The following is a 14,790-nucleotide window of genomic DNA, read 5'->3' as shown; positions in this document are numbered from 1 at the left end:
CACCCTCTTACATTCCTTTTGCTTCCAAAAATAAAGCCTGGATGAATTTTTTGATGTTAATTCGTGAATGAGTGGTATCATTGTGAATTTTGCCTTCTAACTCGAGCATTTTCATTCTTACTTGGGAGTAATCAAAAAATCTAGATGAGTAATTTTCAAATGTTGGGTTTGTGTAATCAGTTAATCCGAGTGAAGCGATATGCTCGAGGGCTTGATGGATTGCGCGTCTTATCCGCTGCTCACCGGCCTTGATTTCCTTTTGTACCTTTTGCGCTGAAATATTAGGACCTATTCGTTTTTCAATTACTTTCCGATATAAATCTTTTAAAGGAGGAGTTTCACGAATTCCTTCCTTTTCTAGGCATGATAAAACCCACAAAATATCAAGTAAATCTTTCAATCCGCATTCGCCAATAACCCCAAGCTCCAGAAGAATGTTTTTCCCTTGTGTGATAATAGGATGATGGATATTTTGATAATGTATCTCGGATTCTTGTTTTTGTGAATGAGTTTGTAAGAAGCTTAATGATTGTTGAATGTCATGAAGCGATTTTTCCATCAACAAGTGGTCACACACTTTTTTAAGAATACTAACGACTTCAAGCCGATTAATCGGCTTTGTAATATAGTGTTCGACTCCAAGCGAGTAGGCCTCACCAATCATATCCTTTGTTTCAACTTGGGAGACCATGATGATTTTCCCACGAAAGTAGGGAGCAATTTCCCGGACGGTTTCAATTCCATCGCGATTTGGCATAAGTAAATCGATTAGAAGGATATCAATTTCATTTTCTGTGAGAACATCGGCATAGACTTCCGAGCCATCTTCCGCCTCTCCAGCGATGATTCCAAGATCTTCTTCTTCAATGATATTAGAAAGCATCGCCCTGACGGTGGGACTATCATCAACGATAAAAAACTTCAGAGCAATCATCCCCTTTCTGTTAAGGCTGTAATTGGGAGCACCAATTTAAAGGTAGTTTTTTTCTTCATAACTGAGTCAAGCAATTTGATCTCTCCACCTATTCCTTCAATGATATTTTTAATATAAGATAGGCCGATTCCATTTGAAGCAACTCCCGTTTGATCAAATTTAGTGGTAAAACCAGGTTCGAAAATAAATGGTTTGTTTTTCACTGATATCCCACACCCATTATCACAAACATTTAATACAACAGAGTCGTCGTTTCTTTCAACCGAAAGTTCAATCGATCCTTTTACCAATATCGCTTCAACAGCGTTAGTTACAAGATTATTAATTATGGAAAAAAGAGTAAACGTGTGGTAATGCGGGTGCTCACCTGAAATATTCACATGGTAATCGATAGATTTGCCAAGCATCTCTCCATAGGTTTTGTTCGAGCGAATAATAATCGAAATGATTTCCTCAATATTCATAAAGTCAGTCAAGTCTTCTTTGACCATTAATCTCGATAAACCGGCATAAATATGCTGATTGTCCTTTTTGATTTCGTGTATTTCTCCCGCAATTTTCAGGGCAGCTTGTGCCTCCTCTTGGTGACCTAAGGTCTTTAGAGAGCGATAAAGTCCGTAACAAGAGCTTGTTAACTCCTCTGCATTCTTCACCGATTTTTTCAGTTGAAGCATTTCAATATATAAATTTGAGATTAATAGCAGGATTTGTTCATTTCGGTTCCGCTGCTGTTCTTCGGCTAATCTTGTTTCTCTTAGAATAAGGATATTGAAGAATCCTAGGACAAAGAAGCTGCGGATTACGGCAATTCCACCAATAACCAGGAAGGTAGAAATGGTGATTGGCATGTGTGAAGAGAGGTTTCTCAAGGAGATTTCAATCATGCTGGAAAATACCTCTATCAAAACACCATATACTCCGATAAGGAACGGTCTTTCGTACATAGTATTGATTTTAAAAACATAAAAAAATAAAGCAAAACTCAAATAATAAAAAAAGACAGGAAAATTGTTATGAAATGCTTCACCAAAATGGATTGAGTCACTCTGGATTCCATATAAGAAGATCCGAAAGAAAACCACCGAAACTCCCGTTAATATTCCTGCTAGAATCGGATGTATTTTTCGTGACCACAATAAAATAAAGAAGAAGACGGGCGTCCCCAGACTGACCCTAATATTTCCACCATCCAGTGGATAAAACTTTAACTCACCTGCAATGGGGACAGCCGTCATCATAAATAAGTATGTAAGTAGTTTTTCACGCATAAAAATCACATCCAATGCAGTTGGACTGTTTTACTTTCCATCTTAATAGTAAACATTTCACAAACCATATTCAGTTCTAAAAAGTGACAATTTTATTAAGTTTTCAACATAGTGGGTAGTTTTTAGTAGTTTTTTGTAGGTTGTCCTCTATGCTACAGATGAGAACAAACCGATTGGCTTTTGTTCGAAGATATAATCATTTATTATTTTTCATTCGTAATTGCACTATATTATGTAAAGGTTTTCTCAAATAAAAAAGGAAAGCTGGTGGAATAGACATAGATTATATGGCGTTTAAAAAGTGGGATTAAAAAATTTAATTACCTATGGGGGTTATCACCATGTTTTGGATTCAATTTTTAATCGTTCTTGCCTGTATCTTTATTGGAGCACGATTAGGTGGGGTTGGACTTGGTGTCATGGGTGGTGTAGGACTGGCCATTCTTGTATTCGTCTTTGGTCTGCAGCCTACATCCGCACCAATCGACGTTATGTTGATGATTTTGGCGGTTGTAACAGCTGCAGGAGCCTTACAAGCCGCTGGCGGGATGGATTATCTCGTTTACCTCGCTGAAAAGGCGTTACGGAAAAATCCTAAGCGGATTACATTTATTGCACCAATTGTTACGTACTTATTTACGTTTTGTGCTGGAACTGGTCACGTTGCCTATTCCGTATTACCAGTTATTGCGGAAGTATCACGTGAGTCAGGTGTAAGACCTGAGAGACCTATGTCAATTGCGGTTATTGCCTCACAGCAGGCGATTACAGCTAGTCCGATCTCAGCGGCAACGGTGGCTTTATTGGCATTATTAACTAATTTTAAGATCAACCTGCTGGATATTTTAATGATCTGTATTCCTTCTACTTTTATTGCTTGTATGATTGCAGCATTTGTATCAAGCAAAATGGGTAAAGAGCTTAATGAAGACCCAGAGTATTTGAAACGCTTGGAAGCCGGATTAGCACCTATTAAAAAGGATAAAAAGGAATTCGTCGCAACAACAGGTTCAAAGCTTTCAGTCATACTGTTCTTGGTGTCTGCTGTTCTCGTAGTTGCACTAGGTTCTTTTGAAAAATTACGCCCAGGCTGGGTCATTAACGGCACCTTTACAAGAATGACAATGCCGGTCGCCATCGAAATTGTCATGTTAATGATAGCTGCTTTAATTATCATCTTCTGCAAACCTAAAGTGGACGATATTGTCAATGGCAATGTCTTTAAATCAGGTGCCACTGCAGTTGTAGCAATCTTTGGTATTGCTTGGATGGGGGACACTTTCTTCCAAGGAAATATGAAATTAATTTCTGGTTCTATTTCTGAATTAGTAACAGCAGCACCTTGGCTATTTGCTGTTGCCTTATTTGCTCTTTCTATCTTGCTTTACAGCCAGGCCGCAACGGTTCGTACCTTAATGCCGCTTGGTATCGCACTAGGAATTAGCCCAGCTTTATTGATTGCGATGTTCCCTGCAGTAAATGGATATTTCTTCATTCCAAACTATCCAACTGTTGTCGCTGCGATCAACTTTGACCGTACAGGTACAACGGGAATTGGTAAATATCTATTGAACCACAGCTTTATGTTGCCAGGGTTAATCGCCACAGTTGGTGCCGTCGCAATTGGTATTTTGCTAAGCACAATTATTTTGTAACGGAAAAGGTTATTGAAAGGTGTTCGAGGCAGTCACATGGCTGCTTCGGGTACCACTTCTTAGGATCAGCCTTTTTTAAAAATAAAATTGGAGATGACAAGAATGAGTTATTCAGAGAATTTCCGTATTGAAAAAGATTTCCTTGGGGAAAAACAGGTTCCGATCGATGCGCTTTATGGTGTACAAACAATGCGTGCCGTTGAAAATTTTCCGATTACAGGATATCGGATTGACCAGTCCTTAATCAAAGCAATGGCAATGGTCAAAAAGGCAGCCGCTTTTGCCAATGGGGAAATCGGCCAATTGGATCAAAAAATAGCCAAGGTCATCATGGCAGCAGCCGATGAAGTAATCCAAGGAGAGCTGCATGATCAATTTATCGTGGATCCGATTCAAGGGGGAGCAGGAACTTCGATTAATATGAATACTAATGAAGTCATAGCAAACCGTGCCCTCGAGATGATCGGTGAGCAAAAAGGAAATTACAAGGTCATCAGCCCGAATTCCCATGTTAACATGGCGCAATCCACGAATGATTCCTTTCCTACGGCTATCCATTTGTCTACGCTGATGACATTAGAAAACTTAATCAAGGTAATGGAAGAGTTGCATTTAGAATTTATGAAAAAGGCGAATGAGTTTGATGGAATTATAAAAATGGGACGGACTCACTTGCAAGATGCTGTTCCTATTCTACTAAGCCAGGAATTCGAAGCATACGCAAGGGTGTTAAGAAGGGATATAAAACGAATCAAAGCAACTCGGGAGAATTTATATGCTGTTAATATGGGGGCAACAGCTGTTGGAACCGGCTTGAATGCTGATCCTGAATATATTGAAATTTGTGTGAAGCATCTGGCTGAAATATCTGGATTACCAATAACAGGAACGGAAGATCTTGTAGATGGAACCCAAAATACCGACGCTTATATAGAAGTATCAGCCGCTCTTAAAGTTTGTATGTTAAACATGTCTAAGGTGGCTAATGATTTGCGGATGATGACATCTGGTCCACGCGACGGCTTAGGAGAAATTAACCTTCCTCCACGCCAACCAGGTTCATCAATCATGCCTGGTAAAGTAAATCCGGTAATGGCGGAAGTCTTAAACCAAAGTGCTTTCCAAGTGGTAGGAAATGATTTGACCATTAGTATGGCATCTGAAGCAGGCCAATTCGAGCTTAACGTTATGGAACCTGTCATCGCATTTAACCTATTGCAATCGATCAAAATTATGACCAATGTGTTTACAGTATTCCGTACGCATTGCTTAAGCGGCATTACCGCTAACAAAGAAAGAATGGAAGATTACGTGAATAATAGTGTCGGTATCATAACCGCCATCAATCCACACGTTGGTTATGAAACTGCCGCATCGATTGCAAAAGAAGCTATTATGTCAAAAAGACCGGTCAGAGAGATTGTCCTTGAAAGAGGTGTTTTAACGGCTGAAGAATTAGATATCATTTTGCATCCGTTCGAAATGACGAAACCAGGTATTGCTGGTAAGGAATTAATCGAGAAAAAGCATCGTGAACAAGAATTAGCTTTAGTATAGAAGAACAAACAGGCACCTAGCTATCGGGCTTGATGCCTGCCTGTTTTTTAATAGAGTTGACGTTAAGTAGATTTAGTTGAAGAAATTTGATTTGCAGATCAGCCACTCCTGATAAGGTTTATCTGAAGGAACCATGTTCCACATTCTATTAGCATCGAAGGAGGTTTAAACCAAATGGGGCTTGGAAATAATCAGCACTTTTACCGTAAACTGCACTCGCTATCGGGAATCATTCCGGTTGGGGTATTTATGACAGTTCATCTGTGCGTGAACTATTCGGCCGTATGGGGAGTCGAATCGTATAATAAGGCCGCTAATTTTATGGTGAATTTGCCGTTTAAATACTTTCTTGAAATGTTTGTCATCTTTATTCCGTTATTATTCCACGGAATTTATGGGCTGTTCATTGCTCGCCAGGCAAAAAACAATGTTGGCTCGTATCGCTATCCTCGCAATTGGAAGTTCTTCTTCCAGCGGATTACTGGTTTGTTGGCCTTTGCTTTTATCATTTGGCATGTGTGGGAAACAAAAGTCCAAGTGGAGTTTAATGGTGTCGAAGCAAATTATAATTTAATTGCAGGGATTGTCCACAATAGCATCGGACTAACGCTTTATATCATTGGTATTCTCTCTTGTGTTTACCATTTTGTTAACGGAATTTGGACATTCCTTATTACATGGGGAATTACAGCTTCACCAAAATCACAGAAGGTGACAGAGTATATAGCAATTGGATTGTTTTTCATATTAGCCTTCGTCGGAATCAGGGCCATCTTGGCATTTGCTTAAGAGCTAGATAGGGAGGACAAACAAATGAGCAAGGGTAACATTGTAATCGTAGGAGGCGGTTTAGCCGGCTTGATGGCTGCAATTAAAATCGCAGAAGCAGGAACAAATGTTGAATTATTCTCTGTTGTTCCAGTGAAACGCTCCCATTCCGTCTGCGCTCAAGGCGGCATCAATGGGGCGGTCAATACAAAGGGAGAGAATGACTCTACCTGGGAGCATTTTGATGATACAGTTTACGGGGGAGACTTCCTTGCGAACCAGCCGCCGGTCAAAGCGATGTGTGAGGCGGCTCCAAAAATCATTCATATGTTTGACCGGATGGGGGTTATGTTTAGCCGCACACCTGAAGGTCTGCTTGATTTTCGCCGTTTCGGTGGCACGCAGTACCATCGTACAGCTTTTGCCGGAGCAACAACCGGACAGCAGCTTTTGTACGCACTCGATGAACAGGTTCGCAGTTATGAAGTGAAAGGATTAATAACAAAGCATGAGGGCTGGGAGTTTGTTTCAGCGGTGATTGATCAGAAGGGAGTATGCCGCGGGATTACGGCGCAAAATCTTCGATCAATGGAAATTCAATCTTTTCCTGCTGATGCAGTGATTATTGCAACAGGTGGGTTGGGAGTGATTTTTGGGAAATCAACTAACTCCACGATTAATACCGGCTATGCAGCATCGCGGCTTTATCAACAGGGAGCTATTTTTGCGAATGGCGAGTTTATTCAAATTCATCCAACGGCTATTCCTGGCGATGATAAAAATCGACTTATGAGTGAATCAGCTCGCGGCGAGGGTGGCAGAGTGTGGACCTATAAAGACGGGAAACCTTGGTACTTTTTAGAAGAAAAGTATCCTGCATACGGCAACCTTGTCCCAAGAGATATTGCAACACGAGAGATCTTTGATGTATGCATCAATCAAAAGCTTGGTATTGATGGAGAAAATAAAGTCTATCTTGACCTAACCCATATTGATCCAAAACAATTAGATATTAAGCTCGGCGGGATTATGGAAATATATGAAAAGTTTGTGGGCGAAGACCCAAGAAAGATTCCAATGAAAATATTCCCTGGGGTTCACTATTCAATGGGTGGTTTATGGGTTGATTTTGGTCAGCAAACGAATATTAAAGGATTATTTGCTGCTGGCGAATGTGATTACTCGCAGCACGGTGCCAACAGGCTTGGAGCCAACTCATTATTGTCTGCTGTTTACGGAGGGATGGTTGCCGGTCCAAAAGCATTGGAATATATTCATGGACAAGAAATATCGAGTGACGCGGTTCGGTCTTCAATTTTTGAAAAACAAGTGAAAGAAGATATTGGTCGATATGAATCGGTACTTACGATGAACGGAACGGAAAATGCCTACTTACTTCATAAGGAACTGGGCGAATTAATGACGGCAAACGTGACGGTTGTCCGCGAAAATAAGAAATTGAAACAAACCTATGAGAAGCTTCAAGAGTTTTCAGAACGCTATAAAAATATCAATATGGAAGATACAGCTAAATGGAGTAACTCTAGTGCTTCCTTTGTTCGCCAACTAGAAGGTATGATCAATCTTGCCCATGTCATTACCCTTGGTGCCTATCAACGTAATGAAAGTCGGGGGGCGCATTACAAGCCGGAGTTTCCTGACCGGAATGACGAAGAATGGCTTAAAACCACAATGGCAAGGTATAATCCAACTACCAAGTTGCCGGAGCTTTACTATGAGGAAGTAGATGTTTCTTTAATTACTCCTCGTAAACGGGATTACACAAAAGCGAAGAAAGGAGCCAAATGACGATGGCAGGAACGGACAGAAAAATTCACCTCATTATTACAAGGCAAAAGGATGCCAAATCAGCACCGTATAAAGAAGAATTCCTCGTTCCTTATCGACCGAACATGAACATCATCTCGGCTCTAATAGAGATACAAAGAAAGCCGGTGAATGCTAACGGGAAAAAAACAACGCCCGTCATTTGGGAATCCGTTTGTTTAGAGGAAGTATGCGGCGCCTGCTCAATGGTGATAAACGGAAAACCGCGCCAAGCATGCTCAACATTAATCGATCAGCTTACAGAACCTATTCAACTGGCACCGCTTTCGACCTTTCCTGTGGATCGCGATTTAAAAGTCGATCGGCAGCGGATGTTTGATGCTCTTAAAAAGGTAAAAGCGTGGATTCCGATTGACGGAACATATGATTTAGGGGCTGGTCCAAGGATGCCCGAAAAAACAAGACAATGGGCATATGAATTATCGAAGTGTATGACATGTGGCTGCTGCCTTGAAGCGTGCCCAAACGTAAATGCAAAATCGCCATTCATTGGCCCAGCACCGTTGTCACAGGTTCGTTTGTTCAACGCCCATCCAACCGGTGCCATGCATAAGGAAGAGCGGCTTGAAGCTCTTATGGGAGAAGGAGGAATCACTTCCTGCGGGAACTCGCAAAACTGCGTAGAGGTTTGTCCAAAAGGAATCCCACTAACCACCTCTATTGCCCAGGTAAACCGACAGGTCACACTCCAGTCGTTCAAAAGCTTTTTTGGGTAGGCAGTTGCAAATTATCTCAGAAGTGCAGGTCATTTAAGGGGATTAACCATATATTAACAAAACGGGGCAGCCTTCATATCTAGGGCATGCCCCTTTTAACCTACTTGACAAAAAAAATAAATTCTATTATCCTTTTAAAAAATGATGACATAAACCATTTCGTATAACTCCAATAATATGGTTTGGAGGTCTCTACCAGGAACCAATAATTCCTGATTACGAAGAAGATGCAAAGATTTGTATTTTCTTCGTAATCAGGAATTTTTTTTTATCTTTTTGCTTTGTAATAAAACATAAATTTAGGGAGGATTAACATATGAATTTTTCAACGTTACCTAAAATAGAGCTTCATGTTCATTTAGATGGAAGTCTTAGACCAGAAACAATCATTGATATTGCAAAAAGAGAGGGCATCAGTTTACCTTCTTTTGATATAGAAGAGATTAAAAAAGAAATCACGGCTCCATTAGAATGCGAATCCCTTAATGAATATTTGGAAAAATTCGCTATACCAAATTTAGTCATGCAATCAAAGGAGAATCTAAGAAGAATTACATTTGAGCTTTTTGAAGATGCTGCACTTGAAAATGTGAAATATATGGAGGTTCGCTTTGCTCCTTTATTACACACTGCTAAGGGATTAGATGTAGAAGAAATAATCCAAAGCGTTTTGGATGGAATGAAGGATGCCGAAAATCAGTACGATATTAAAGGAAACTTGATTCTGTCATGTATGAGAACGATGTCTGCAGATCGCGCATTTGAGGTCGTAGAAAAGGGTAAACAATTCCTTGGAAAAGGAGTTGTAGCTATTGATTTATGTGCATCTGAAGTAGAAGGATTTTGTAGAAACTTCGTAGAACCGATTGCATTAGCTCGAGAATATGGCTACCGAGTAACGATACATGCTGGAGAAACTGGAATTGGAAAAAATGTATTAGAAGCCGTTGAACTTTTAGGTGCTGAAAGAATTGGACATGGCGTTTTTATTAAGGATTGTGTTGAAGCCTATAACATCGTTAAGGAAAAACAAGTGGTGCTTGAAATGTGCCCAACAAGTAACGTACAAACAAAAGCAGTGAATCATTTTAGTGAACACCCGATTTATGACTTTCACAAGGATGGAATAAAAGTAACCGTTAATACGGACAACAGAACTGTTTCAGATACAACTATGGCAAATGAATGCAATATCATAGCTAAAGAATTTAACATTAGTTATGAAGATTATAAACAAATCTATCATAATAGTGTTGAAGCATCTTTCGCAGATATAGAAACAAAAGAAAAGCTGAAAAAGTATATATAAAAGCAAATGGTCAGACTCTCAACTAAACGAGGAGTCTGACCGTTTTGCGATTATAAGGCTTCTTTAATCACTTTCTTGTAATAGAGGACAGAGAGTATACCGAAAATAGAGTACAGGGCGGCGTATAATAACATGACTATTATCATCGGTGTCCAAAGCTCTGTCCCGAAGAGGAACCAACCGGATTTGACAGCGAAATAACCATGGCATAGGCCAACCGCTAAAGGAATCCCGAAATTAAATAGTTGTTTGAATTGAATGCCTTTGCGTAAATCGTTTTCGGTGAAACCAAGCTTTCTTAAAATCGTATAACTTGGCTTTTCCTCTTCGCTCTCACCCATCTGTTTAAAATAAAGGATACAGCCTGAGGTAATTAGGAAAGTCAATCCTAAGAAACCGACGATAAACATGACGAGACCCATATTTCTTTTCTGAAAATTACTTGTTTCAAGGCGGGAATCATGAGAATCTTCACTGGTAAAGTTCATTTGTTTAAAAATTTCATTGGCTTTTTCTAATTTTGCCTCATCCTTTAAATTGATTCCGATAAATAAGGATGATTTTTTTTGAATAGTTGGATCAAGATCATTCTTTAAGCGTGTAAAGACGCTATCATCGACAATGGCTACAGGAGATCCGCCACCTGTAAAATACGATGGGACAACGGATTCCTTTCTTAATCCTAAATAGTGGAGAGGAATTACTTCTTTATGCCCTTTTAATTCGATTTGACCAGAATCTTTAAAAGGCATAAATTTTTGCAGCAAATCATTATAACCCGAAAAAACGGTTTCCTGCGGAGATACTTGGATCCCACTAATGGATTTGTCGCTAATGACCGCAGTTTGCATATTATTTGGGTCCACTTTCATCTCTTTTAAATTTGAATCCATAATCTGTTTAAGGTTGGCATTTACTTGAATGACTTCCATCTTTTTTTCACTATAAGTGATTTTATTGTCCGCTAAAGCTTTTTCAAATGTCTCAGATTCCTGTGGATTTGTGAAAAAAAAGTCACCCGCTACCCAAGTTTTAGCCATTTTATCTGCGGAGTAATAGGAAATATAGCTTAACGATAATAAACCGATGGCAAGTGCGGAAACAGTCGTAATAATCGTTAATAATAAGGCATTTGACTTCATCCGAAACATGATTGACGAAAGCGATAATACCTCGTTTATAGATAAATAGCCATCTTTCTTTTTGCGAATAAGGTGGAAAATAAAACTAATAGAGCCTTTATAAAAAAGATAAGTTCCAATAATGACAGATGCTAGAATCACGATCATGGCCGTGAAAAGTGCTGAAATCGTGACAAAATCACCGCTAAATAGTCTCGATGAAACATAGTAACCAACAGAGATTAAAATTAGTCCGGATATGCCTATAATCATACCCCATACAGATATCTTTTTCATTTTTCCTTCAGTCGATGAAAGGACTCTAAATAACGCTAAAATACTCTGTTTTTTTATAAATAGAAAATTCATCAACATAATCAATAGATAGATGACACCAAAGACGATAAGAGTTTGGATCAATGCCTGTGATGAGAAGTGAAGAGTGGCAATGGCTTGGACCTTCGTAATTTTAAATAAAATCATAATGATTAATTTAGAAATTGAGAAGCCAATAAAGATTCCGATGATAACGGAAATGAAATAAAGAATAAAGTTTTCGGCACTAAGGATGCGGAAAATCCGATTCTTTGTCATGCCAATTAATTGAAATAAACCTATCTCCTTGCTTCGCCGTTTAATAAAAATCGTATTGGCATAGAGTAGAAAGATTGAGACAATCGCAATCAGTAAGACCGAGGCAGCTTTAATGGCTGCAGCTCCTTTCACGGATCCTTTTGTTGAATCCATGGCAGGGTCATATTGCAGTGTCACAAAGGCGAAATATAGAGTGACACTAAAGATTAACGCAAACACATACAAATAATAATTTTTTAAATTCTTCTTTAGGTTTCGAAGGATGAGTTGATTAATGTTCATTTTGCACCCCGCCTAATACTCCTTGGGTTTTCATTATGTCTTTGAAGAAGGTTTGGCGTGATTCTTCTCCTTTATTTAATTGGGTATAAATTTGTCCATCTTTGATAAAGATGACTCTGTTGCAATAACTGGCGGCAACCGGATCATGTGTAACCATCACAATCGTTGCAGACCGTTTTTGATTTAATTGACTCAATTTGTTTAGTAAATCGGAGGCCGATTTGGAATCAAGGGCACCGGTTGGTTCATCAGCGAAAATAATACTTGGGTCATGAATAAAAGCCCGCGCTGCAGAGGTCCTTTGTTTTTGACCGCCGGAAATTTCATTTGGATATTTATCTTTAATTTCATAAATCCCTAGTTCATTCGCGACAGCTTCAAATTTTTGATTGGCTACTTTTCTCGATGTATTGGAAATGGATAATGGTAAAAGAATATTTTCCTTTACGGTCAATGTATCTAATAGATTATAATCCTGGAAGATAAAACCTAAATGATTCTTGCGGAATTCTGCCAGCTGTTTTTCTTTCATTCTTGTCATTTCGTTTCCCTGAATTTTTATAGAACCGTTGCTTACCTTATCGATAGAGGAAAGGACATTAAGTAACGTTGTTTTCCCTGAACCGGAAGCTCCCATGATACTAACGAATTCACCTTTTGTGATCGTCAAATCCAAACCCTTCAATACTTCCTGCATATTGAATTTATTCCCATAACTTTTATAAATTTTCGTTGCTTCTAATATATTCATCACGATCCGCTCCTTTATTTGATAGCTTTATTATAAAAGGGATTCCTAATCTTTTCCTTCGAATCAACGAACAAACAATAAAAGCATGTGACAATTTCGTCACATGCCAGTAATATGTACGAATTCATTTCTTTTGGGAAAGGTTAATGTAAACGTCGTTCCTTCTCCCCATTTTGAGGAAACATCAATATGGATTAATAAGGGAAGTGCTGCTTTCTTTGCTAAGTATAATCCCATGCCTGTCGCTTTATTATCATGGTGCATTGCCGTTGAGGTGAAGCCTTTTTCAAAGATGCGCGGCAGATCCTTGGAGTCAATTCCCCGGCCAAAATCTTGTATCTCAAGGATCGTTTGCTGTTCCTTTTGGTAACTTTGGATGATGATATCAGAGGCTTCATCACTGTATTTTACAGCGTTTGTTAACAGCTGTCTGATGATGAATGCTGCCCATTTCGCATCCGTCAGCACTTCCGTAACCTCTAATTCTACATCAAAACCGATCCCTTTTTGGATACACCACGACTGTAATGTTTTAATTTCATGAAAAATGATGGATTTTAACTGGGTATTTTCAATGTACAAATCATTTTCCATAAATGGGATCCGCTTTTGATGAAGTTGTTGATCTAGCAGGAGATGAATTCTTAACCATTCATAATTCAAATCCGCTTTCATTTTTTTATCATCAATGCGGTCAATCATAAGATTGATAGCTGTAAGAGGCGTCTTTATTTCATGAATCCACGCTAACAGTTCATCCTTCTCTTGTTCTAAAGCCAAGCGATTTCTAGCAGCCTCTTGTTTCAGCCATTCTGTCTGGTTGGTAACACAATCTATAATCAATTTTTCAAAAGGACTTTCTGTATCCACAATCCCTGATACATCTAGTTTGATATCCCATTTTTCCAAGTTTTTATAAAATCTTGTTTCTCGGTAATAACGGACGATTAGAAAAATCGTAAAGATCAACATCGATAAAAAAACGATATAGAGCATGGCCGATAGCGGGATGGCTGTATCAAGGAAAGTAACAGAGATGACAAGAAATTGCAGGAATAAAAAGAGTAGAATCCAGCTGGACCGTTCAAGTAAATATCTTTTTATCATAGTGAGTGATCCTCTTCCACCGCGATATATCCCTGGCCAACCTTTGTTTCAATAAAGTGACCTATGTGAATCTCGTCTAGTTTTTTCCGGAGCCGATTGACATTCACAGTTAATGTATTATCACTGACAAATCGTTCATCATCCCATAAGCTTTTCATTAATTCTTCCCGGCTGACGATTTTATTTTTATGCTCGATCAATACCCTTAAGATAAACATTTCATTTTTGGTTAGCTCAATAGAGCCTATTTCATTGGTAACGGTATTCTTTTGATAATCCACTGTGGCCCCACACCATGTTTTCAGATCTATTGATTCGCTTGTATTGTATTGATGAATGCGGCGCAAGATGGCCTGTATCTTTACAATCAGCACATCAAAATGAAATGGCTTTTGGATAAAATCATCTGCTCCAAGCTGCATCGACATGACCATATCGGTAGGATGGTCACGGGAAGATAAAAATAGAATCGGAACCGTCGAATGGGCCCGAATCATCCGGCACCAATGAAAGCCATCGAATTTTGGAAGTTGAATATCAATAATAACTAAATCAGGCTTCACAGCCGTAAATTCTGTAAAGACTTGACTAAAATCGGTAATTCCATAAACATCATAAGACCACCCTGTTAACCGATCCTTGATTTCTTGAAACAAGGTGACATCATCTTCGATTAATAAGATTTTAAACAACTGTTTCACCACACTTTTTCTAATACTCTCATTTTATAGGAAAAAATTCCTTTTTGCCATAGGAGGAGAGGGATATTAGAAAAGCGTAAGGCGCCTGCCTATCGGCGACAAGCACAAGACGAGCCGGCAGGAAGGTTGCCTTTTAACCTTCTTGACGGATTGGCTTGTGACCTCGAGCCGATGGCGCC

At 39.1% G+C, this 14,790-nt stretch carries 12 protein-coding genes and 1 riboswitch; of the genes, 6 read left to right on the top strand and 6 right to left on the bottom strand.

Annotated features, from left to right (window positions below; translation table 11 throughout):
• Positions 1-7: 7 nt before the first annotated feature.
• Positions 8-925, bottom strand: coding sequence for a response regulator (locus tag BN1082_RS10605; protein ID WP_090634952.1), 918 nt, complete (start codon positions 923-925; stop codon positions 8-10).
• Between the two features lie 5 nt (positions 926-930).
• Positions 931-2,202, bottom strand: a complete 1,272-nt coding sequence (locus BN1082_RS10600) for an ATP-binding protein (RefSeq protein WP_090634074.1) — start codon at positions 2,200-2,202, stop codon at positions 931-933.
• 341 nt (positions 2,203-2,543) lie between these two features.
• Here BN1082_RS10600 and BN1082_RS10595 point away from each other — a divergent pair, with 341 nt between their 5' ends.
• From BN1082_RS10595 to add, 6 genes are all read left to right on the top strand, one after another.
• The gene (locus tag BN1082_RS10595) at positions 2,544-3,857 is read left to right on the top strand and encodes an anaerobic C4-dicarboxylate transporter family protein (protein ID WP_090634072.1); all 1,314 of its coding nucleotides are present in this window, start codon (positions 2,544-2,546) and stop codon (positions 3,855-3,857) included.
• A 102-nt stretch (positions 3,858-3,959) separates the two neighbouring features.
• A complete protein-coding gene (aspA, locus tag BN1082_RS10590; RefSeq protein WP_090634071.1) occupies positions 3,960-5,414 on the top strand; it encodes an aspartate ammonia-lyase in 1,455 nt (484 codons plus the stop codon).
• A gap of 174 nt (positions 5,415-5,588) precedes the next feature.
• Complete coding sequence (locus tag BN1082_RS10585; RefSeq protein WP_090634069.1) at positions 5,589-6,203, top strand: succinate dehydrogenase cytochrome b558 subunit; 615 nt, start codon at positions 5,589-5,591, stop codon at positions 6,201-6,203.
• Positions 6,204-6,227: 24 nt separating this feature from the next.
• Entirely contained in the window at positions 6,228-7,991 is a 1,764-nt protein-coding gene (gene sdhA / locus BN1082_RS10580; protein WP_090634067.1) for a succinate dehydrogenase flavoprotein subunit, read from the top strand.
• A gap of 2 nt (positions 7,992-7,993) precedes the next feature.
• Positions 7,994-8,746 (top strand): succinate dehydrogenase iron-sulfur subunit, encoded by a 753-nt coding sequence (gene sdhB / locus BN1082_RS10575; RefSeq protein ID WP_090634065.1) that lies wholly within the window; start codon positions 7,994-7,996, stop codon positions 8,744-8,746.
• Positions 8,747-8,885: 139 nt separating this feature from the next.
• Positions 8,886-8,985: riboswitch (purine riboswitch) on the top strand.
• 77 nt (positions 8,986-9,062) lie between these two features.
• The gene (gene add / locus BN1082_RS10570; protein WP_090634063.1) at positions 9,063-10,055 is read left to right on the top strand and encodes an adenosine deaminase; all 993 of its coding nucleotides are present in this window, start codon (positions 9,063-9,065) and stop codon (positions 10,053-10,055) included.
• Between the two features lie 50 nt (positions 10,056-10,105).
• Here add and BN1082_RS10565 read toward each other — a convergent pair whose 3' ends face one another.
• The 4 genes from BN1082_RS10565 to BN1082_RS10550 all read right to left on the bottom strand — a co-directional run bounded on the left by BN1082_RS10565 (position 10,106) and on the right by BN1082_RS10550 (position 14,602).
• Positions 10,106-12,052: an ABC transporter permease gene (locus BN1082_RS10565; protein WP_090634061.1), complete on the bottom strand. Its 1,947-nt coding sequence runs from the start codon at positions 12,050-12,052 to the stop codon at positions 10,106-10,108.
• Positions 12,042-12,803, bottom strand: coding sequence for an ABC transporter ATP-binding protein (locus BN1082_RS10560; RefSeq protein ID WP_090634059.1), 762 nt, complete (start codon positions 12,801-12,803; stop codon positions 12,042-12,044). Before BN1082_RS10560 ends, BN1082_RS10565 begins: the two co-directional genes overlap by 11 nt.
• A gap of 99 nt (positions 12,804-12,902) precedes the next feature.
• Positions 12,903-13,910, bottom strand: coding sequence for a sensor histidine kinase (locus BN1082_RS10555; protein ID WP_090634057.1), 1,008 nt, complete (start codon positions 13,908-13,910; stop codon positions 12,903-12,905).
• Positions 13,907-14,602 (bottom strand): response regulator transcription factor, encoded by a 696-nt coding sequence (locus BN1082_RS10550; protein WP_090634055.1) that lies wholly within the window; start codon positions 14,600-14,602, stop codon positions 13,907-13,909. Before BN1082_RS10550 ends, BN1082_RS10555 begins: the two co-directional genes overlap by 4 nt.
• Positions 14,603-14,790 lie beyond the last annotated feature (188 nt).

This window comes from Neobacillus massiliamazoniensis, from assembly GCF_001048695.1.
In the GTDB taxonomy this organism is placed as follows: Bacteria; Bacillota; Bacilli; order Bacillales; family Cytobacillaceae; genus Neobacillus; species Neobacillus massiliamazoniensis.
Note: the sequence above shows the minus strand (reverse complement) of the source record. Positions and strands in the feature narration are given on the sequence as shown.

What these genes read in the sequence shown, in the direction of transcription:
- BN1082_RS10565 (WP_090634061.1), bottom strand. Translation starts at nt 12,052, where the DNA reads ATGAACATTAATCAACTCATCCTTCGAAACCTAAAGAAGAATTTAAAA.
- sdhB (WP_090634065.1), top strand. Translation starts at nt 7,994, where the DNA reads ATGGCAGGAACGGACAGAAAAATTCACCTCATTATTACAAGGCAAAAG.
- add (WP_090634063.1), top strand. Translation starts at nt 9,063, where the DNA reads ATGAATTTTTCAACGTTACCTAAAATAGAGCTTCATGTTCATTTAGAT.
- BN1082_RS10585 (WP_090634069.1), top strand. Translation starts at nt 5,589, where the DNA reads ATGGGGCTTGGAAATAATCAGCACTTTTACCGTAAACTGCACTCGCTA.
- BN1082_RS10555 (WP_090634057.1), bottom strand. Translation starts at nt 13,910, where the DNA reads ATGATAAAAAGATATTTACTTGAACGGTCCAGCTGGATTCTACTCTTT.
- BN1082_RS10560 (WP_090634059.1), bottom strand. Translation starts at nt 12,803, where the DNA reads ATGAATATATTAGAAGCAACGAAAATTTATAAAAGTTATGGGAATAAA.
- BN1082_RS10595 (WP_090634072.1), top strand. Translation starts at nt 2,544, where the DNA reads ATGTTTTGGATTCAATTTTTAATCGTTCTTGCCTGTATCTTTATTGGA.
- BN1082_RS10600 (WP_090634074.1), bottom strand. Translation starts at nt 2,202, where the DNA reads ATGCGTGAAAAACTACTTACATACTTATTTATGATGACGGCTGTCCCC.
- sdhA (WP_090634067.1), top strand. Translation starts at nt 6,228, where the DNA reads ATGAGCAAGGGTAACATTGTAATCGTAGGAGGCGGTTTAGCCGGCTTG.
- aspA (WP_090634071.1), top strand. Translation starts at nt 3,960, where the DNA reads ATGAGTTATTCAGAGAATTTCCGTATTGAAAAAGATTTCCTTGGGGAA.